The sequence below is a fragment of the Pseudomonas sp. KCJK8993 genome, assembly GCF_046230915.1.
In the GTDB taxonomy this organism is placed as follows: domain Bacteria; phylum Pseudomonadota; class Gammaproteobacteria; order Pseudomonadales; family Pseudomonadaceae; genus Aquipseudomonas; species Aquipseudomonas piscis.
This window is the reverse complement of record NZ_JBJJLO010000009.1, coordinates 60,912-81,030: the sequence shown is the minus strand read 5'-3', so window position 1 is coordinate 81,030 and position 20,119 is coordinate 60,912. Positions and strand designations below refer to the sequence as shown.

18 protein-coding genes and 1 pseudogene are annotated in these 20,119 nt (G+C 63.2%); 13 read left to right on the top strand and 6 right to left on the bottom strand.

Going from position 1 to position 20,119, the window contains the following annotated elements; genetic code table 11:
* Positions 1–9 precede the first annotated feature (9 nt).
* From ssuC to coaA, 4 genes are all read left to right on the top strand, one after another.
* Positions 10–798, top strand: coding sequence for an aliphatic sulfonate ABC transporter permease SsuC (gene ssuC / locus ACK6AU_RS05315; RefSeq protein ID WP_409298113.1), 789 nt, complete (start codon positions 10–12; stop codon positions 796–798).
* On the top strand, positions 795–1,601 hold the full coding sequence (ssuB, locus tag ACK6AU_RS05310; protein ID WP_282879216.1) for an aliphatic sulfonates ABC transporter ATP-binding protein: 807 nt from the start codon (positions 795–797) through the stop codon (positions 1,599–1,601). Before ssuC ends, ssuB begins: the two co-directional genes overlap by 4 nt.
* 88 nt (positions 1,602–1,689) lie before the next feature.
* A complete protein-coding gene (locus tag ACK6AU_RS05305) occupies positions 1,690–1,905 on the top strand; it encodes a molybdopterin-binding protein (RefSeq protein ID WP_011064106.1) in 216 nt (71 codons plus the stop codon).
* Positions 1,906–2,023: 118 nt separating this feature from the next.
* On the top strand, positions 2,024–2,941 hold the full coding sequence (gene coaA, locus ACK6AU_RS05300; RefSeq protein WP_185696979.1) for a type I pantothenate kinase: 918 nt from the start codon (positions 2,024–2,026) through the stop codon (positions 2,939–2,941).
* A gap of 21 nt (positions 2,942–2,962) precedes the next feature.
* On the opposite strand, the gene ACK6AU_RS05295 is transcribed toward coaA, so the two are convergent.
* Together ACK6AU_RS05295 and ACK6AU_RS05290 are read right to left on the bottom strand one after the other, a co-directional pair.
* Positions 2,963–3,601 (bottom strand): TetR/AcrR family transcriptional regulator, encoded by a 639-nt coding sequence (locus tag ACK6AU_RS05295; RefSeq protein WP_185696980.1) that lies wholly within the window; start codon positions 3,599–3,601, stop codon positions 2,963–2,965.
* 141 nt (positions 3,602–3,742) lie between these two features.
* Positions 3,743–5,119: a glutamine synthetase family protein gene (locus tag ACK6AU_RS05290; RefSeq protein ID WP_185696981.1), complete on the bottom strand. Its 1,377-nt coding sequence runs from the start codon at positions 5,117–5,119 to the stop codon at positions 3,743–3,745.
* 278 nt (positions 5,120–5,397) lie between these two features.
* Here ACK6AU_RS05290 and ACK6AU_RS05285 point away from each other — a divergent pair, with 278 nt between their 5' ends.
* The 8 genes from ACK6AU_RS05285 to ACK6AU_RS05250 all read left to right on the top strand — a co-directional run bounded on the left by ACK6AU_RS05285 (position 5,398) and on the right by ACK6AU_RS05250 (position 14,598).
* A complete protein-coding gene (locus ACK6AU_RS05285) occupies positions 5,398–6,180 on the top strand; it encodes a gamma-glutamyl-gamma-aminobutyrate hydrolase family protein (protein ID WP_185696982.1) in 783 nt (260 codons plus the stop codon).
* A gap of 38 nt (positions 6,181–6,218) precedes the next feature.
* Complete coding sequence (locus tag ACK6AU_RS05280; RefSeq protein ID WP_022641707.1) at positions 6,219–7,577, top strand: glutamine synthetase family protein; 1,359 nt, start codon at positions 6,219–6,221, stop codon at positions 7,575–7,577.
* Positions 7,578–7,633: 56 nt separating this feature from the next.
* Positions 7,634–8,998 carry an aspartate aminotransferase family protein gene (locus ACK6AU_RS05275; RefSeq protein WP_185696983.1) on the top strand — a complete coding sequence of 455 codons (1,365 nt, stop codon included), beginning with the start codon at positions 7,634–7,636 and terminating at the stop codon, positions 8,996–8,998.
* A gap of 200 nt (positions 8,999–9,198) precedes the next feature.
* On the top strand, positions 9,199–10,296 hold the full coding sequence (locus ACK6AU_RS05270) for a polyamine ABC transporter substrate-binding protein (RefSeq protein WP_022641705.1): 1,098 nt from the start codon (positions 9,199–9,201) through the stop codon (positions 10,294–10,296).
* 189 nt (positions 10,297–10,485) lie between these two features.
* Positions 10,486–11,580 (top strand): polyamine ABC transporter substrate-binding protein, encoded by a 1,095-nt coding sequence (locus tag ACK6AU_RS05265; RefSeq protein WP_185696984.1) that lies wholly within the window; start codon positions 10,486–10,488, stop codon positions 11,578–11,580.
* A 71-nt stretch (positions 11,581–11,651) separates the two neighbouring features.
* On the top strand, positions 11,652–12,794 hold the full coding sequence (locus ACK6AU_RS05260) for an ABC transporter ATP-binding protein (RefSeq protein WP_409298108.1): 1,143 nt from the start codon (positions 11,652–11,654) through the stop codon (positions 12,792–12,794).
* Positions 12,791–13,711 (top strand): ABC transporter permease subunit, encoded by a 921-nt coding sequence (locus tag ACK6AU_RS05255; RefSeq protein WP_185696985.1) that lies wholly within the window; start codon positions 12,791–12,793, stop codon positions 13,709–13,711. Before ACK6AU_RS05260 ends, ACK6AU_RS05255 begins: the two co-directional genes overlap by 4 nt.
* On the top strand, positions 13,708–14,598 hold the full coding sequence (locus tag ACK6AU_RS05250; RefSeq protein ID WP_409298106.1) for an ABC transporter permease subunit: 891 nt from the start codon (positions 13,708–13,710) through the stop codon (positions 14,596–14,598). The genes ACK6AU_RS05255 and ACK6AU_RS05250 overlap by 4 nt, the downstream gene beginning before the upstream one ends.
* Before the next feature lie 198 nt (positions 14,599–14,796).
* On the opposite strand, the pseudogene ACK6AU_RS05245 reads toward ACK6AU_RS05250, so the two are convergent.
* From ACK6AU_RS05245 to ACK6AU_RS05235, 3 genes and pseudogenes are all read right to left on the bottom strand, one after another.
* A pseudogene (locus tag ACK6AU_RS05245) lies at positions 14,797–14,930 on the bottom strand (carboxymuconolactone decarboxylase family protein); the annotation flags it as partial.
* 82 nt (positions 14,931–15,012) lie between these two features.
* Positions 15,013–17,424 (bottom strand): penicillin acylase family protein, encoded by a 2,412-nt coding sequence (locus ACK6AU_RS05240; protein WP_409298104.1) that lies wholly within the window; start codon positions 17,422–17,424, stop codon positions 15,013–15,015.
* A gap of 97 nt (positions 17,425–17,521) precedes the next feature.
* Positions 17,522–18,115, bottom strand: a complete 594-nt coding sequence (locus ACK6AU_RS05235; protein ID WP_185696988.1) for a DUF6436 domain-containing protein — start codon at positions 18,113–18,115, stop codon at positions 17,522–17,524.
* Positions 18,116–18,224: 109 nt separating this feature from the next.
* On the opposite strand from ACK6AU_RS05235, the gene ACK6AU_RS05230 reads away from it, so the two are divergent.
* The gene (locus ACK6AU_RS05230; protein ID WP_409298128.1) at positions 18,225–19,163 is read left to right on the top strand and encodes an alpha/beta hydrolase; all 939 of its coding nucleotides are present in this window, start codon (positions 18,225–18,227) and stop codon (positions 19,161–19,163) included.
* Between the two features lie 54 nt (positions 19,164–19,217).
* On the opposite strand, the gene ACK6AU_RS05225 is transcribed toward ACK6AU_RS05230, so the two are convergent.
* Positions 19,218–19,970: a DUF2059 domain-containing protein gene (locus ACK6AU_RS05225; RefSeq protein ID WP_409298102.1), complete on the bottom strand. Its 753-nt coding sequence runs from the start codon at positions 19,968–19,970 to the stop codon at positions 19,218–19,220.
* Between the last annotated feature and the right edge of the window lie 149 nt (positions 19,971–20,119).

Genomic DNA, 20,119 nt, shown 5'->3' with positions numbered 1-20,119 from the left:
GGTGCGGCCATGAACGGACAACGCATAGTGCATCGGCTGGCGCCCTGGGTACTGCCGGTGCTGTTGCTTGCGGTGTGGCAGCTGGCGGTTTCGGCCGGCTGGCTGTCGACGCGCATCCTGCCGGCACCCAGCGCGGTGATCGAGGCCGGGGCCAACCTGATCCGCAGCGGCGATATCTGGACCCACCTGGCCATCAGCGGTTGGCGCGCCGGGCTGGGTTTCCTGATCGGTGGCGGCATCGGCCTGGCGCTGGGCTTCATCACCGGCCTGTCGAAATGGGGCGAGCGCCTGCTGGACAGCTCGGTGCAGATGATCCGCAACGTGCCGCACCTGGCGCTGATCCCGTTGGTGATCCTGTGGTTCGGCATCGATGAGTCGGCGAAGATCTTCCTGGTCGCCCTGGGGACCTTGTTCCCGATCTACCTCAACACTTACCACGGCATCCGCAACGTCGATCCGGCACTGGTGGAAATGTCCCGCAGTTATGGGCTGTCGGGCTTCGCCCTGTTTCGCCAGGTGATCCTGCCCGGTGCCTTGCCTTCGATCCTGGTGGGGGTGCGCTTCGCCCTGGGTTTCATGTGGCTGACCTTGATCGTCGCCGAGACCATTTCCGCCAGTTCCGGTATCGGCTACCTGGCGATGAATGCCCGGGAGTTCCTGCAGACCGACGTGGTGGTGCTGGCCATCGTCATGTACGCCGTGCTGGGCAAACTCGCGGACCTTGCCGCGCGTGGCCTGGAGCGGGTCTGGCTGCGTTGGCACCCGGCCTACCAGGTCGCCAGGGGAGGTGCGCAATGACTGCCCAGCAACCGCCGCGGCTGCTGCGGGGCATCCCGCTGGCGGTGCGCAAGCTGCAGAAGACCTTCGGCTCGCGGCAGGTGCTGCGGGAAATCGACTTGCACATTCCCGCTGGCCAGTTCGTCGCGGTGGTGGGGCGCAGCGGCTGTGGCAAGAGCACCTTGCTGCGCTTGCTGGCCGGCCTCGACCAGCCCAGCGCTGGCCAGTTGCTGGCTGGTGCCGCGTCGCTGGCCGAGGCTCGCGAGGACACCCGGTTGATGTTCCAGGACGCACGCTTGCTGCCCTGGAAGAAGGTGATCGACAACGTCGGGCTCGGCCTCAAGGGCAACTGGCGTCCCCAGGCCCTGGAGGCCCTGGAGGCGGTGGGCCTGGCGGATCGGGCCAATGAATGGCCGGCGGCCTTGTCCGGTGGCCAGAAGCAGCGCGTCGCCCTGGCCCGGGCGCTGATCCATCAACCACGGCTGTTGCTGCTGGATGAGCCGCTGGGGGCCCTGGATGCCCTGACCCGGATCGAGATGCAGCAGCTGATCGAGCGCTTGTGGCAGCAGCATGGCTTCACCGTGCTGCTGGTGACCCACGATGTCAGCGAAGCGGTGGCGATCGCCGATCGGGTGATCCTGATCGAAGACGGCGAGGTCGGCCTGGACCTGCACGTCGAGCTGCCGCGCCCGCGAGTGCGAGGTTCCCATCGCCTGGCGGCGCTGGAGACCGAAGTGCTCAATCGCGTGTTGTCATTGCCCGGGTCGCCGCCCGAGCCGGAACCCGTTTCACCTTTGCCCACGCAGCTGCGTTGGGCGCTCTAGAGCAGCGGCAAGCAAGAGTGTCGTGCTTGGGCTTGCCGCTGACCGCTTGAAACTTGCAGTTCTGTTTTTCGACCCCAGGAGAAATACCATGACCATCAAAGCCATCAACGTTCGCAACCAGTTCAAGGGCACCATCAAGGAAATCGTCGAGGGTGACGTGCTGTCGGAAATCGACGTGCAGACCGCTTCCGGCATTGTCACTTCGGTGATCACCACCCGCTCGGTCAAGGAGTTGGAGCTGTCCATCGGCAGTGAAGTGATCGCCTTCGTGAAGTCCACCGAGGTCTCGATCGCCAAGCTGTGAATGCCGCCATAGACGGCCCCGGAGGGTAGGAGCCCTGCGGGGCTTTTTTCATGGACGCTGTAAATACCGGTCAGATTTGATACTTTCCCTGCTTTCGCACGGCCTGAACAGTACAGACATGACAACAAAGCAGGGTCCAAACGCAGGGTACCTGGAGTTCGATCGCGACCATTGGGCCGCTCTCCGGGCCGGGGAACCCATGAGCCTGGCGCCGTCCGAGATGGAGGCGCTGACCAGTCCGACCCAGCCCATGGCGCCCGAGGAAGTGAGGCAGATCTTGCTGCCCTTGTCGCGCCTGCTGCACTTGCATGCAGCCCGGGTGCAGGCACTGAAGGCGCCGCAGGCCGGGGCCAGGGTGCCCTATGTGATCGGCGTGTCCGGTAGTGTCGCGGTGGGCAAGAGCAGCTTTGCCCGGGTCCTGGCAGCGTTGCTGGCCTACTGGCCAGGCAAGCCCAATGTGCATCTGGTGACCACCGATTCGTTTCTTTTCCCCCTGGCCACCTTGCAGGAAAAGAACATCCTGCACCGCAAGGGGTTTCCCGAGTCCTACGACGAACCGCTGTTCCTGGAGTTCCTGCAGGCGGTGTGCCGGCGGGGCGAGACTGCGCAGATTCCCATCTATTCCCATGTCCGCTACGACATCCTGGCCGATGAAATGCAGTCGGTGGAAGCGCCGGACATCGTCATCCTCGAAGGCCTGAATGTCCTGCAGGGCGTGCAAGGGCAGGGCCTGCATGCCCTGGATTTCATCGACTTCTCGATCTATGTCGACGCCGCGCCGGAGGCCATCAAGACTTGGTACCTGGAGCGCTTCGTCTACTTGAAGAACACCGCGTTCCAGTCGGCGGATTCCTATTTCAACAAGTTCAAGGGGCTCTCCGACCCCGAGGCCCTGGCCATGGCGTCCGATACCTGGGACCGTGTGAACCTGAAGAACCTGGTCGAGCACATCCTGCCTACCCGGGAGCGAGCCAACCTGATCATCCACAAGACCGTGGACCACCACATCGACAAACTGCTGCTGCGCCAGGTCTGACGTTCAGGTCAAGGTCCGGCTTCAGGGCTGCGTGGAGCGCTTGGGCAGGTAGGGCGGCAGGTACAGGCCCAGGTAGGCATCGAACACTCGCATGCCTTCCTCGGCCATGCGGGCGGTGATTTGCCCGTGCTGCTGTACCGAGCGGGCATACACCCGATCGCCCAGTTCCATGGCCAGGGCGAACACGTCCACATCCCGGGGCAGTGCAGGTAGTTCGAAGTGCCGGTCGAACAGTTGGAGCATCAGCTCGCCCAGTTCCAGGTCATGCTGGCGGTCGGCCTGGGTCACCTCGGTGAGGCCGTGTTGCGCCAGAATCAACTGGCGGGCCGCGGCGTCTTCGTCGTAGATGGCCAGCATGCGCTGCTCCACCAGGCGTGACAGATCCCGCCAGCTGGTGAGCTGGTCGTGCTCGATGGGGGCCTGCAGGCAGGCGCGGAACGCAGCGTGGACATCGGCGGTGAGGGCTTCCAGCAGGGCCGGGACGCTGGCGAAGAAGTGATAGACCGATGAGGGGGGAATCTGCGCCCTTTCGGCCACGCTGTAGATCGACAGGCTGGCCACGCCCTCGGCGGCCAGCAGGGTGCGGGCGGCGTCGAGTATCGAGTCGATCCGGGCCTGGCTGCGAGCCTGGGGCTTGCGAAGAGGGGCGGTGCGGGTCATCGGGGTCTCCTGTCGGGCAGCCGGCATTGTACGCGAGGGCGCTGTTTCCTGTAGTGGCAGGCACGAGCCGCGATCACGTATCAGGGGCATAAAAAAACGCCGCGAGCCTTGGGCCACGCGGCGTTCTTGGCTGCCAGCCGTTCAGACGGTGTGCAGGTACCAGTTGTACTCGAGGTCGGAGATGGAGTGTTCGAACTCCTCCAGCTCGCTTTCCTTGCACGCGACGAAGATGTCGATGTACTTCGGATCGATGTACTTGTTGAGGATCTCGCTGTCGTCCAGCTCGCGCAGGGCGTCGCGCAGGTTGTTCGGCAGGCTCTGCTCCACCTGCTCGTAGGCGTTGCCCTCGATCGGGGTGCTGGGCTCGACCTTGTTGGTCAGGCCGTGGTGCACGCCCGCCAGCACTGCGGCCATCAGCAGGTAGGGGTTGGCGTCGGCGCCGGCAACCCGGTGCTCGATACGCACTGCGTCCGGCGTGCCGGTAGGTACGCGCAGGGCCACGGTGCGGTTGTCCAGGCCCCAGCTCGGCGCGTTCGGCACGTAGAACTGGGCGCCGAAACGACGGTACGAGTTGACGTTCGGGCACAGGAACGCCATCGACGCTGGCAGGGTCTCGAGCACACCGCCGATCGCGTGACGCAGCGCGGCGTTCTGCTCGGGATCCTCGCTGGTGAAGATGTTCTTGCCATCCTTGTCCAGCACCGAGATATGGACGTGCAGACCATTGCCCGCCTGGCCTGGGTAAGGCTTGGCCATGAAGGTGGTGTCCATTTCATGGTCGTAGGCGATGTTCTTGATCAGGCGCTTGAGCAATACCGCATAGTCGCAGGCCTTGAGCGGGTCGGCGACGTGGTGCAGGTTGACTTCGAACTGCGCCGGGGCGCTTTCCTTGACGATGGCGTCGGCCGGGATGCCTTGTTCCTTGGCGCCTTCGAGGATGTCCTGCAGGCAATCGACATATTCGTCGAGGTCGTCGATCAGGTAGACCTGGGTCGACTGCGGGCGCTTGCCGGAGATCGGCGAGCGTGGAGGCTGTGGACGGCCGTTCACGTTCTCCTGGTCGATCAGGTAGAACTCCAGCTCGAACGCGGCGCAGATGGTCAGGCCCAGTTCGTCGAACTTGCTCACTACCTGGCGCAGCACTTCACGGGGGTCGGCGAAGAACGGCTCGCCTTCCAGTTCGTGCATGGTCATCAGCAGCTGTGCGGTGGGACGCTTCTGCCAGGGTTCGTTGGAGAGCGTATCGGGGATCGGATAGCAGATCCGGTCGGCATCACCGATATCCAGGCCCAGGCCGGTGCTTTCCACCGTGGAGCCATTGATATCCAGGGCAAAGAGGGAAGCCGGGAGGTTGATGCCCTTCTCGTAGACCTTGTGGAGGCTGGTGCGTTCGATGCGCTTGCCGCGCACCACACCATTCATATCCGCAATCAGAAGGTCGACGTACAGGACCTCAGGATGTTCCTTAAGGAACGCGTTCGCTTCGTTAAGCTGAACGGCACGCGGGGGTACCGACATGATGCAATACCTTTGTTGTTAAAAATATCAATCATTGATCTTTTCTGGTTTCAGTCAACCCGAACGGCATGCCGAAGTCAAGCGAGGCCTTTTATGCCCTAATAAAGGGCTGGCGGGGCATTTTTGCCGTAAAACAGGGCGCTTTTATGGGTTTGGGCACCCTGTCCACCCCGTGCTTGAGTGAGCTGTGTTGTATCTTTTACAGGGGTGTTGTGTAAAAAAATGAACAAGGCTAAGCTCGGCTCAAACCCATAACATCAATAATACCGGGGTGTTTCATGTCTCGCCGGCCGTTAATCGGCGTCACCGCCTGCTCCAGGCAGATCGGTCTGCACGCTTACCACATCAGTGGCGACGAGTATGTCCAGGCGGTGGCCACCGCGGCCCAGGGCCTGCCGGTGATCCTCCCATCCCTGGCTGCGTTGCTGGCACCGTGCGATATCCTGGACGGACTGGACGGCATCCTCTTTACCGGTTCCCCCTCCAATATCGAACCTTTCCATTACCAGGGCCAGGCCAGCGCGCCGGGCACTGCTCATGATTCTGCACGGGACGCCGCCACCTTGCCGCTGCTGCGGGCCGCCGTCGAGGCCGGGGTTCCGGTGCTGGGCATCTGCCGCGGCTTCCAGGAAATGAACGTCGCCCTGGGCGGCAGCCTGCACCAGGACGTGCACCAGGTGCCGCCGTTCATGGACCACCGCCATGGGGATGAACCTGGCCAGCCCCTGGATGCCTGGTACGCCCCGGCCCATGACCTGCATGTCGAGGCCGGTGGCGTGCTGGCCGACCTGGGCCTGCCGCAAACCCTGCAAGTCAATTCCATCCATGCCCAGGGCCTGGAGCGTCTGGCTCCGGGCTTGCGGGTCGAGGCGCGTGCTCCGGACGGGCTGGTCGAGGCGATTTCCGTAGACAGGAGCAAGGCTTTTGCTTTGGGGGTGCAATGGCACCCCGAATGGCAGGTAAGCTGCAATCCTCACTACCTGGCCATCTTCCAGGCTTTTGGTGATGCCTGCCGCGAGCGGGCAAAACAGCGCGACGCCCAGGCGTCACACAACGCCTGACTTAATAGAGAGTCAGGAAACTCAGCCTAGAGGCATTTATGAGTACCAACCTCGACCAGCTCACCGATTGGTTGAAAGACCACAAGATCACAGAAGTCGAATGCTTGATCGGCGACTTGACCGGTATCACCCGGGGCAAGATCTCGCCGACCAACAAGTTCATCGCCGAAAAAGGCATGCGCCTGCCCGAGAGCGTGCTGCTGCAGACCGTGACCGGCGACTATGTCGAAGACGACATCTATTACGAACTGCTGGACCCGGCGGACATCGACATGATCTGCCGCCCGGACCATAACGCGGTGTACCTGGTGCCCTGGGCCATCGAGCCCACCGCCCAGGTGATCCACGACACTTACGACAAGCAAGGCAACCCCATCGAGCTGTCGCCACGCAACGTGCTCAAGAAGGTCCTCAAGCTCTATGCCGACCATGGCTGGCAGCCGATCGTGGCGCCGGAAATGGAGTTCTACCTGACCAAGCGCAGCGACGACCCCGACTACCCGCTGCAGCCGCCGGTGGGCCGCTCCGGGCGTCCGGAAACCGGGCGCCAGTCGTTCTCCATCGAGGCCGCCAACGAATTCGACCCGCTGTTCGAGGACGTCTACGACTGGTGCGAGTTGCAGGAGCTGGATCTCGACACCCTGATCCACGAGGACGGCACGGCGCAGATGGAGATCAACTTCCGTCACGGCGACGCCCTGTCCCTGGCCGACCAGATCCTGGTGTTCAAGCGCACCATGCGCGAAGCGGCGCTCAAGCATGATGTGGCCGCCACCTTCATGGCCAAGCCCATGACCGGCGAGCCGGGCAGCGCCATGCACCTGCACCAGAGCATCGTCGACATCAGCACCGGCAAGAACGTCTTCTCCAACGACGACGGGACCATGAGCCAGTTGTTCCTCAACCATATCGGCGGCTTGCAGAAGTTCATCCCCGAGTTGCTGCCGCTGTTTGCCCCCAACGTCAACTCGTTCCGCCGCTTCCTGCCCGATACCTCGGCGCCGGTGAACGTCGAGTGGGGCGAGGAAAACCGCACCGTGGGCCTGCGGGTGCCGGATGCCGGGCCGCAGAACCGCCGGGTGGAAAACCGCCTGCCGGGTGCCGACGCCAATCCCTACCTGGCCATCGCCGCCAGCCTGTTGTGCGGCTTCATCGGCATGGTCGAAGGGCACAACCCGAGCGCACCGGTGGTGGGCCGTGGTTACGAGCGCCGCAACCTGCGCCTGCCGCTGACCATCGAGGACGCCCTGGAACGCATGGAAAACAGCAAGACCATCGAGAAGTACCTGGGCCACAAGTTCATCACCGGCTACGTCGCGGTCAAGCGAGCCGAGCATGAAAACTTCAAGCGCGTGATCAGTTCCTGGGAGAGGGAATTCCTGTTGTTCGCCGTCTGATACGCCAGGCGCCGCTGCCCGTCGGTGGCGCCTTCACTGATACCAAGGAGACATTGATGACTCATAAAAACCCGCAAACCCGCGAGTGGCAAACCCTCAGCAGTGATCACCACCTGGCACCCTTCAGCGACTTCAACCAGTTGAAGGAGAAGGGGCCGCGGATCATCACCCATGCCAAGGGTGTGTACCTGTGGGACAGTGAAGGCAACCAGATCCTCGACGGCATGGCCGGCCTGTGGTGCGTGGCCGTAGGTTACGGCCGCGATGAACTGGCCGAAGTGGCCAGCAAGCAGATGCGCGAACTGCCGTACTACAACCTGTTCTTCCAGACCGCCCACCCGCCGGCGCTGGAGCTGGCCAAGGCGATCATCGACGTCGCGCCCAAAGGCATGAGCCACGTGTTCTTCACCGGCTCCGGCTCCGAGGGCAACGACACCGTGCTGCGCATGGTCCGTCACTACTGGGCGCTCAAGGGCAAGCCGAAGAAGCAGACCATCATCGGCCGTATCAACGGCTACCACGGCTCCACGGTGGCCGGCGCCAGCCTGGGCGGCATGAGCGGCATGCACGAGCAAGGCGGCTTGCCGATCCCGGGTATCGTGCATATCCCGCAGCCATACTGGTTCGGCGAAGGTGGCGACATGACGCCGGATGAGTTCGGTGTGTGGGCTGCCGAGCAACTGGAGAAGAAAATCCTCGAAGTCGGCGAGGACAACGTCGCGGCCTTCATCGCCGAGCCGATCCAGGGCGCGGGCGGTGTGATCATCCCGCCGGAAACCTACTGGCCGAAGATCAAGGAGATCCTCGCCAAATACGAAATCCTCTTCGTCGCCGACGAAGTGATCTGCGGTTTCGGCCGTACCGGCCAGTGGTTCGGCTCCGACTACTACGACCTTGCACCTGACCTCATGACCATCGCCAAGGGCCTGACCTCCGGTTACATCCCCATGGGTGGTGTGGTGGTGCGTGACACCGTGGCCAAAGTGCTCAGCGAGGGCGGTGATTTCAACCACGGCTTCACCTATTCCGGCCACCCGGTGGCAGCGGCGGTGGGCCTGGAAAACATCCGCATCCTGCGCGAAGAGAAAATCGTCGAGAAGGTACATGACCGGACGGCACCGTATTTGCAGAAGCGTTTGCGCGAGCTCAGCGACCACCCGCTGGTGGGCGAAGTTCGCGGCCTGGGCATGCTGGGGGCGATCGAACTGGTCAAGGACAAGGCCACTCGGGCGCGTTACGAAGGCCGGGGCGTGGGCATGATCTGCCGGCAGTTCTGCTTCGACAACGGCCTGATCATGCGTGCCGTGGGCGACACCATGATCATCGCCCCGTCGCTGGTGATCAGCGAGGCGGAAATCGACGAGCTGGTGGCCAAGGCGCGCAAGTGCCTGGACCTGACCTTGGGTGCGCTGCGGGGCTGAGTGCTAGGCTTTGAGCGCAGTGCTTGCGGGCACTGCGCTCAAAGCGGATATAAAGGCCGGAACTTGCCTTGAAAGCCGGCCTTGGATCTTGCCAGACTAGCCGCCGTTTTCAGGGGGGCCGGACAGTGGCACCCGGCAGCGGGTCACCGAGAATGTGCTTAAAAAGAACAATTGGAGCATTACGCATGAAGGCATTAGGTATGAAGTTAGCTGGCAAGACCCTCCTCGCCATGTCCCTGATGGGCGTGATGGCGACGGCGGCACAAGCGGACGATAAAGTGCTGCACGTCTACAACTGGTCCGACTACATCGCGCCGGACACCATCAAGAAGTTTGAAGCCGAATCCGGCATCAAGGTGGTCTATGACGTGTTCGACAGCAACGAAACCCTGGAAGCCAAGTTGCTGGCCGGCAAGTCCGGTTATGACGTGGTAGTGCCTTCCAATAACTTCCTGGCCAAGCAGATCAAGGCTGGTGTCTACCAGGAGCTGGACAAGTCCAAGTTGCCGAACTGGAAGAATCTCAACGAATCGCTGCTCAAGGCGGTATCGGTGAGCGACCCGGGCAACAAGCATGCCTTCCCCTACATGTGGGGCTCGATCGGCATCGGCTTCAACGCCGAGAAGGTCAAGGCCGCACTGGGTGCCGACGCTCCGACTAACTCCTGGGACCTGCTGTTCAAGCCGGAAAACGCCGAGAAGTTGAAGTCCTGCGGCATCAGCTTCCTCGATTCGCCGACCGAGATGATCCCGGTGGCACTGCATTACCTGGGTTATCCGACCGACAGCCAGGACAAGAAACAACTGGACGAGGCCGAGAAGCTGTTCCTCAAGATCCGTCCTTCGATCGGTTATTTCCATTCTTCCAAGTACATCTCGGACCTGGCCAACGGCAACATCTGCGTGGCCGTGGGCTACTCGGGTGACATCTACCAGGCCAAGGCCCGCGCCGCCGAGGCCGGTGACAAGGTCAAGGTCAGCTACAACATTCCCAAGGAAGGTGCTGGCAGCTTCTACGACATGGTCGCCATTCCCAAGGATGCGGAAAACGTCGAGGGCGCCTACAAGTTCATGACCTTCCTGCAGAAGCCGGAAATCATGGCCGAGATCACCAACGCCGTGCGTTTCCCCAACGGTAACGCGGCCGCCACTCCTCTGGTCGATAAAGACATCACCAGCGACCCGGGCGTCTACCCTCCTGCCGATGTCCAGGCCAAGTTGTACGCGATCGCCGACCTGCCGGCCGCGACCCAGCGCATCCTGACCCGCAGCTGGACCAAGATCAAATCCGGCAAATAAGCCGATTTACAGCGATGCCTGTTGCCGTCGTCATGGCGAGGGCGGCAACAGGAAATAAATAAATGACAGAAAGTTTTGCTGGATTGGTTTATCGAGGGTAAGTTGCGCGCCGGTTTTGTTGCTGGGCAGCTTGGGGGCTGTCAGGTAGCGCGGGGCAACTTTGGCCCAACTATTCAAGAGGACCTCCACTTGCCTACTACTTTATTTCGCAAAGCCATGCTGGCCGCCGCCAGCCTGACGCTGGTGGCAAGCGCCCAGGCGGCATCGACCGTGCATATTTATAACTGGTCCGACTACATCGGTCAGAGCACCCTGGCAGATTTCGAAAAGAGCACGGGTATCAAGCCGCTGTATGACGTGTTCGATTCCAATGAAACCCTGGAAGGCAAGTTGCTGGCCGGCCGCACCGGCTACGACGTGGTGGTGCCGTCCAACCACTTCCTGGGCAAGCAGATCAAGGCCGGGGCCTTCCAGAAGCTCGACAAGAACCTGTTGCCCAACTATGCCAACCTCGACCCGCAGTTGCTCAAGCGCCTTCAAGCCAACGATCCGGGCAACCAATACGCGGTGCCCTATCTGTGGGGCACCAACGGCATCGGCTACAACGTCGAGAAAGTGAAGGCCGCCCTGGGTGTGGACAAGATCGACTCCTGGAGCGCTCTGTTCGAACCGCAGAACATCAAGAAGCTCAGCGGCTGCGGCGTGGCCTTCCTCGATTCCGCCGACGAAATGATGCCCACGGTGCTCAACTACCTGGGGCTGGACGCCAACAGCACCAATCCCCAGGACTACAAGAAGGCCGAGGCCAAGCTCCTGGCGGTACGCCCCTACGTGACCTATTTCCACTCGTCCAAGTACATCTCGGACCTGGCCAACGGCAATATCTGCGTGGCCATCGGCTTCTCCGGCGACGTGTTCCAGGCCCGGGCCCGGGCTGCCGATGCCGGCAAGGGCGTGAACATCGCCTACGCCATCCCCAAGGAAGGCGGTGCCCTGTGGTTCGACATGCTCGCCATCCCCAAGGACTCGAGCAACGTCAACGAGGCCCACGCCTTCATCAACTATTTGCTGCAACCTGAGGTGATCGCCCAGGTCAGTGACTACGTCGGTTATGCCAACCCCAACCCCGGGTCGGACAAGTTGATGGACCAGTCCATCCGCGCCGATGAAGCGGTTTATCCACCGCAGGCCGTGCTCGACAAGACTTACGTGTCCATAGAGTTGCCAGCCAGTATCCAACGCTTGATGAACCGCAGCTGGACCAAGGTCAAGACGGGTAAATAGTTCTACAGGCTCAAACTATCCGGGACCCGTCCACCAGGGGCGGGCTGAAAATTTTGTTGGGAGTTTCGCAAATGGCAGTTGCCTCCGGCGCCTATAAGAAAGCCCTCGAGGGCGACCAGACACCCAAGCAGGTGTTGGTCAAGATCGACCGGGTCACGAAGAAGTTCGACGAGACGGTGGCCGTGGACGATGTGTCCGTGGAGATCAAGAAAGGCGAGATCTTCGCCCTGCTGGGCGGCTCCGGTTCGGGCAAGTCCACCCTGTTGCGCATGCTGGCCGGCTTCGAACGGCCTACCGAGGGCCGGATTTTCCTCGATGGCGTGGACATCACCGACATGCCGCCCTACGAACGGCCGATCAACATGATGTTCCAGTCCTATGCGCTGTTCCCGCACATGACCGTGGCCCAGAACATCGCCTTCGGCCTCAAGCAGGACAAGATCCCTTCGGCGGAGATCGACGCCCGGGTGGCGGAGATGCTCAAGCTGGTGCAGATGAGCCAGTACGCCAAGCGCAAGCCGCACCAGCTCTCCGGCGGCCAGCGCCAGCGCGTGGCCCTGGCCCGCTCCCTGGCCAAGCGACCCAAGCTGCTGCTGCTCGACGAACCCATGGGTGCCCTGGACAAGAAGCTGCGCTCGCAGATGCAGCTGGAGCTGGTGGAGATCATCGAGCGCGTAGGCGTGACCTGCGTGATGGTGACCCACGACCAGGAAGAGGCCATGACCATGGCCGAGCGCATCGCCATCATGCACCTGGGCTGGATCGCCCAGATCGGCAGCCCGATCGATATCTACGAGACCCCGGTCAGCCGCCTGGTCTGCGAGTTCATCGGCAACGTCAACATTTTCGAGGGCGAAGTGGTGGACGATGCCGAAGGCCATGCCTTGATCACCTGCAAGGACGTGGACCGCAACATCTACGTCGGCCACGGCATCAGCACCTCGGTCCAGGACAAGTCGGTGACCTACGCCATCCGCCCGGAAAAACTCCTGGTGACCGCCGAGATGCCGACCTGCGAGTACAACTGGTCCAGCGGCAAGGTCCATGACATCGCCTACCTGGGTGGCCATTCGGTGTTCTACGTCGAGCTGCCGAGCGGCAAGCTGGTGCAATCCTTCGTCGCCAACGCCGAGCGCCGTGGCGCGCGGCCGACCTGGGGTGACCAGGTCTACGTGTGGTGGGAAGACGACAGCGGCGTGGTACTGCGCTCATGAACATGCGAAAGCTCAAGCGCCGACTCGACCGAATAATTCCCGGAGGCCGCCAGCTGGTCATCGGGATTCCGTTCATCTGGCTGTTCCTGTTCTTCATGCTGCCGTTCTTCATCGTCCTGAAGATCAGCTTCGCCGAAGCGGACGTGGCCATCCCGCCGTACACCGAGATCTACAGCTACGTCGACCAGAAGCTGCAGATCCTGCTGAACCTGGGCAACTACGCGATGCTCGGGGACGACGAGCTGTACATCGCCGCCTACCTCGGCTCGCTGAAGATGGCGTTCATCAGCACCATCCTCTGCCTGCTGATCGGCTACCCGATGGCCTATGCCATCGCCAGTGCCCGCAAGGAAATGCAGACCGTGCTGGTGCTGCTGATCATGATGCCGACCTGGACCGCGATCCTGATCCGCGTCTATGCCTGGATGGGCATCCTCAGCAACAACGGCCTGCTCAACGGCTTCCTGATGTCCATGGGCTGGATCAGCGAACCGCTACAGATCCTCAACACCAACCTTGCGGTGTACATCGGCGTGGTCTATTCCTACCTGCCGTTCATGGTGCTGCCGCTGTACGCCAACCTGGTCAAGCATGACCCGAGCCTACTGGAAGCCGCCGCCGACCTGGGGTCGGGGACCTTCAACAGCTTCTGGAGGATCACCGTACCGCTGTCCAAGAACGGCATCATCGCCGGCTGCATGCTGGTGTTCATCCCGGTGGTGGGCGAGTTCGTGATTCCTGAATTGCTCGGCGGCCCGGAGACCCTGATGATCGGCAAGGTGCTGTGGCAGGAGTTCTTCAACAACCGCGACTGGCCGGTAGCCTCGGCCCTGGCGGTGGTGATGCTGGCGATCCTGATCGTGCCGATCATCCTGTTCAACCGTAGCCAGGCCAAAGAAATGGAGGCCAAGGAATGAAGCGCTTCAGTTTCTCCAACCTGATGCTGGTCCTGGGCCTGCTGTTCATCTACCTGCCGATGCTGATCCTGGTGATCTACTCGTTCAACGCCTCGCGGTTGGTGACGGTGTGGGGCGGCTGGTCGGTCAGCTGGTATGTCGGCCTGCTGGACAACACCCAGCTGATGGGCTCGGTGCTGCGCTCCCTGGAAATCGCCTGCTATACCGCCGTGGCGGCGGTGGCCCTGGGCACCCTGGCGGCGTTCGTCATGACCCGGATCAGCCGCTTCAAGGGTCGCACCCTGTTCGGCGGCCTGGTCACCGCGCCACTGGTGATGCCCGAGGTGATCACCGGCTTGTCGCTGTTGCTGCTGTTCGTGGCCATGGCCCAGGCCATCGGCTGGCCCCAGGAGCGTGGCATCGCCACCATCTGGATCGCCCATACCACCTTCTGTGCCGCCTACGTGGCGGTGGTGGTGTCGGCGCGCCTGCGCGAGCTGGACCTGTCCATCGAGGAAGCAGCCATGGACCTGGGAGCACGGCCGTTCAAGGTGTTCTTCCTGATCACCATCCCGATGATCGCCCCGTCCCTGGCGGCGGGCGGCATGATGTCCTTCGCCCTGTCGCTGGACGACCTGGTGCTGGCCAGCTTCGTGTCCGGCCCGGGCTCCACCACCTTGCCGATGGAAGTCTTCTCGGCGGTGCGCCTGGGGGTCAAGCCGGAGATCAACGCGGTGGCCAGCCTGATCCTGCTGGCGGTGTCGCTGGTGACTTTCCTGGTCTGGTACTTCGGCCGGCGCGCCGAGGAAGCCCGCAAGCGGGCGATCCAGCAAGCCATCGAAGAGAGCGCCGCCGACTCCTGGAAACAGCCGGACGTTCGTCGGCCGCAGCGGGCGGAAACCGCCTGACCGGCGTATCGCCCTGAAAAAACCTCGCGTAACTGACCAATGCCAGCCAGTTACGCGAGGTGATCCCCGTAGGAGCGAGGCTTGCTCGCGAGGGCCGTTAACGCTAGCGCGTGTTGACGGGATAAACGCAGCGCTCTGAAGTCCATCGCGGGCAAGCCTCGCTCCTACACGTTCCTTAGCCTGGCATTTCCTGTGCGATCAAGGTTTCAGGCTGTCATACGCCTCCAGGGTGCGCAGTGAGTAGATATAGGCCGCTGCGGCATTCAGCGAAATCGCGGTGGCCAGTGTCGTGGCCACTTCCTCGCGGTGGCGCCGGCCTTGATGGCGGCCTCGATCTGCGCTGCCAGTTTCAGGGCTCCAGGCCGGCTGCGTCGGGCCCTGTAGACGATCCCGCGGCCGACCTGGGCGGATCCATTACTGGGCGACGCGCGCCGGCAGCAACTTCAGGGTGCTGCGGGTGTTGGCGGTGACTTCCTCTTCGCTGAAGTGCGCCTGCTGGTAAACCCCTTCGATGTAGGCCTCGGCCTGATCGTCATAGTGCTTGTCGAACAGCACACCGCTCTGGCCGACCGGGTTGATGGTCAGGCTATGGGCCGGGTCGGCGAAGTCGATGATGCGCCGGGTCGAAGGGCCGTAGACCACCGCCCAGGGCGCCGGGCCGATCTTGCTGGTGAGGTTGTTCGGTACCTCATGGCTGCCGGGGGCCTCCAGCGGCCCGACGTTGAACACGCGGTCCAGGGGCTTCTGCATGCCCAGCGGGTGGCCATGGGTCAGGGTGTGGGCACTGCCCCAGCGCCATTGCGCCGGGTTTGGTCCGAGGGTGCGCTTGAGGTGGTCGATGCTGGCGCGCCAGGCTTGTTTCACCGTATCGGCACGGCTTTCCCGCTGCGCTGTGGTGCGGTCGTCCCACCAGGGCGAGTCGGGGTCTGCCGCCAGGCGCGGCAGGGCGGCATCCACCACCCGGGCCTGGATCAGGGCGTCGAAATAGGCATCGCCGAGCTTTTCATGGAAGGTGGCGTTGGCCAGTTCGAACAGGAACTGGTTGAACAGGGTGGCGCTGGTGGATTCCAGCGGATAGTCGCCTTGCCATTGCGCCAGTTGCTCCACCAGCTTGAGTTCCTCGGGGGCTACGACCACTTCGCGCAGCACTGGCAGCAAAGGCGCCAACAAGCGCGGGCCGTAGGCGGTGGTGGTGCCCAGTTGCAGCTTCTGGGTGTTCTCCAGGTCCCATTTCAGCGTCTTGTCGCTGAGCTGGCGATCCAGTTGCTGGCCTCGGTCGGGCAGGTTGTAGTAGCCGGGAATCTCCATGCCGGTGGGGGAGGTCGGCTGGAAGTTGGCCGAGACGATGTAGCCCCGGGCCGGGTTTTCTTCCTGGGGGTTGGCGCTGAAGGGGTAGAAGCCGTCCTTGTCCGCCAGGGCGGTGCTGCCATCGAGGATGAAGCTCGGCTTGGCTCCGGCCGGACGCTTGGGCAACAGGGCGGCGGCCCACCAGCCGATATCGCCTTTGGCATTGGCCCAGACGATGTTCAGTCCCGGCGCATGGACCTTGGCCGCGGCCGCCCGGACCTTGGGCAGGGTGTCGGCGCGATTGAGCTGGTAGAAGCCGTCGAGGATCGGGTTGGGCGTCTCCAGGAATCCCCACCACATGGCGATCGGGGCCTTGCCCACGGTGCTGCCGAGCATGTCGTTGATGATCGGGCCATGGGGCGACTGGCGCAGAGTCAGGGTCACCGGTGCCTGGCCCTTGACGGCGATCTGCTGCTCGCTGCTGATCAGGTCCACCCATTGGTCATGGAACCAGACCTGGTTGGGGTTCTGCGGGTTGACCTTCTCGGCGATCAGGTCCAGATCGTCGTTCTGGAACATGGTCAGGCTCCAGCCGAAGTCCAGGTTGTGACCCAGGAAGGCAAACGGCACCAGCGCCTGGTAGTGGCCGTAGAGCTCGAAGCCCGGGGCCGAGAGCTGGGCCTCGTACCACACCGATGGCAGCGAGTAGCGGATATGCGGGTCGCCGGCCAGCAGCGGGCGGCCGCTCTTGGTCCGGCTGCCGGACACGGCCCAGGCGTTGCTGCCTTCGAATTGCGGCAGGCCTGCGTCGGCCAGGGCCTGCTGGCTCAGGTGGCCGATTCGCGCCAGGTCCTGCCAGTCGATAGCGGCCAGGTGCGGCGTGACTGGGGTCTTGCCGTTGGCCAGGACGCCCTTGGGCTGCCACTCCAGGTCGAACACCTTCAGGTAGTCGTTGCCCAGTTGGTCGCGAATGTAGGTCATCAGCGGTTCGGTACGAAACGCCATGGCGAAGCTGTAGGCCATGAACCCGGCGACGCTGACGGTGTCTTCGGCGGTGAAGGGCCGCTTCTGGATGCCCAGGATGTCGAACTCCATGGGCCGTGGGTGGCTGTCCTGATACTGGTTGATACCGTCCAGGTAGGCTTGCAGGGCTTGCCAGGCGGGAGACTGGCGGTCGAGCCCGGCCACGTAGCTGTCGGCCCGCTCGCGGATGCGCAGGCTGCGGAACAGCTTGTCGGTGTCCAGCAGCTTGGGCCCGAGAATCTCGGCCAGCTCGCCACGGGACAGGCGGCGCAGCACTTCCATCTGGAACAGCCGGTCCTGGGCATGCACGTAGCCCAGGGTGCGGTACAGGTCGGTTTCGTTCTCCGCGCGGATATGCGGTACGCCGCGCTCGTCGTAGCGCACCGTGGCCGAGCCCTGCAGGCCGCTGAGCTCCACCTGGCCCTGACGCACCGGCTGCTTGCTGTACAGGTAGCCGCCGAGGCCCACCAACAGGGCGAGGATCAACACGGCGACGATGGTGAGGCTGCGTTTCATGCGGGCTCCTTGCTGCGTTGTTATGTTCGGTGCCGCCCTGGTCGGGCAGCAGACATGTAGCACATCTGGCCTGCGGTGCGCAGGAGGCAGTCCTCGATTAGTCGCGAATGCCTTGCTCGGCGCCGTTGGCCCATGGGCAATAGCAGCCGACCGCCAGGGTATGGGTGGCGCTGACCGCGCGCTCTTCTTGCAAGGCCTGGAGGATGGGTTCGATGAAGCTGTTGCTGGAGTTGCAGGTCAAGCCTTCGCTATAGGGGCCGAAGTAGGCCAGCTTGCCGTTGCGGTCCCAGATCGCCACGGCGGGGCTGGCGGGAATCTGCTCGGCGCCGGGCAGGTGCTCCAGGGATTTGAGGCGCTCCAGGGTGACCGGCAACTGGCCGTGGCTGCCGGCCTTGCGCACCGAATAGAACTCCACGCCCCGTGGGCCGTAGGTTTCGATCAGTTCGGCCAGGTGCTGCTGGTTGCCGACGTTGCAAGGGCAGGCCGGGTCCCAGAAGTGCACCAGGCGGATCGCTCCCGGTCCGGCGAGTTCGGCGGGCAGTTGCAATGGATCGCCGGAGAACATCGCTGTGTGCTCGCTGAAGGCCCGCAGGTAGCGACCCTGGAACCAGTCGTAGGCACTCCACAGGACCACGGCGCAGATCAGGGCGAGCAGGCTAGCGAGCAGGGATGTGCGGTAGGGCTGGCGCATGGAGATAGGTCCTCGAAGGTCGCGTAGCTTGCCATGCTTGCCGCGACAGATGAATATCGCAGGCCCATAAAGCCCGTTTTGCTCTGGTGTCCCCGTTTTGCAAACCTCCCTGCCCATGACCTTCGACCCCGACCTCCTGCGTGCCAGCCTGCAACCCCTGGCGGCTGGCCAGCCGCTGTCGGCCCAGGGCCAGGCCTACCAGCGTTTCTACGGGCTGGATTTCGCCGACCGCGCCCGGGTGCCGCGCAGTCGCCTGGGGCGCTTCCAGGTGGATGGCTATGAGGTGGTCGCCCAGGCCTGGTGGCCGGAGCAAACCCGGGCGACGCTGTTCCTGTTCCATGGTTTCTACGATCACATGGGCTTGTACCGGCATGTAATCGAGTGGGCGCTGCAGCGCGACTTCGTGGTAATTTCCTGCGACCTGCCGGGGCATGGACTGTCCAGCGGCGAGCGCGCCAGCATCGACGATTTCGCGGTGTACCAGCGGGTATTGCAGGGTCTGTTCGAGCAGGCGCGGACCCTGGAATTGCCCCAGCCCTGGCACCTGTTCGGGCAGAGCACCGGCGGGGCGATCGTCATCGACCACCTGCTGCACCAGGGCGCCCAGAGCCCGGCCCAGGGCCAGGTGATCTTGCTCTCGCCGCTGGTGCGGCCACGGGCCTGGGGCTGGTCGTTGTTCAGCTACTACCTGTTGCGGCCCTTCGTCAGCGGCATTGCCCGGCGTTTCAGCGAGAACTCCAACGACCACGACTTCCTCGCCTTCCTCCAGGCCGACCCCTTGCAACCCCAGCGCCTGCCGACGGCCTGGGTCGGTGCGCTGGCGCACTGGATCAAGCGGCTGGAGGCGGCCCCGCGCAGCGACCGGCAGCCGGTGATCGTGCAGGGGCAGGCGGACATGACCGTGGATTGGCAGCACAACCTGCAAGTGATCCGCAGCAAGTTCAGCGCACCCGAGGTGCTGATGCTGCCGGAAGCGCGGCACCACCTGGCCAACGAGGTGCCGCTGTACCGCGACCAGTATTTCGCCTTCCTGACCCGGCACGTTTGAGTCCCGGGAGCGCGCCTGCCTCGCGGGCTCGGCAGGGGCAGGTGAGTAGCCGGGTCAGGGAGCCAGGCTGGAGGTGCTCTGGCCCACCGCCAGGCCGGCGCGGATCGCAGACAGGGCCGCCTGGTAATAGGCCTTGCCTTCGGCGGACTCGGCAAAAGTGGCGAACTCTTCCAGTTCCGTGTCGGACAGGTCCCGGTAGACGTACAGCAGGGTGTTGTTCAGGTCATTGCCGATCTGCTGCATCAGGCGCTGGCGCTGGCCATTGAGCATGCCCTGGGCCTGGCCGTTGCCCAGCAAGCCGGGAATCATCTGGCTCAGGCTGTCGGCGGCGACCCCGGCGATGGCCAGGCTGACTTCCGCGCCGGCTTCGCGGGCGGGCAGGGCCTGGGCCAGGTGGCCGATGATCAATTGGCGATTATCGCTGGCCTGCATCTTCGGCAAGCCCTGGGCATTCTTGGCCAGCTGGTCGCGGCGGGTGGCCAGTAGCTCGGCGGCGACGATCTTGCGGCCCAGGGGCGACTGGAAAAAGGCCAGGGCGGGAGCGGGGTCGGCCAGGTTCTGGCGCAGTTGCTCCTCGGCGCGGCGATCCACCGACTGGGGCGCGAAGCGCTGGTTGCTGTTTTCCACCAGGGCCTGGTAGACCGCTGGCGGCAGGCTGTTCTGGTAACGCTGCTGGGCGGCGTTGAGGGCATCGCTGAAATGCGCGCGCTGCTCTGCCCAACCGGCGACCTTGTACAACTGGTCGTGGCTGTCTGCCCAGGCAGGCAAGGTGCAGAACATCAACAGTGAGAAAAGCAAACGACGCATAAGGACTCCTGTCAGCAGGCGACTATTCTCCGGGGCAAGGCGGTGGTTGTCGAGAATTCGTATCAGATGAAGTCACGGTTCCAGGCGCGTTGGAAAAAAAGCTGAATCTGCCGCCCTGCGGCTCTGTCGGATTTATCTGCGGCTGGATA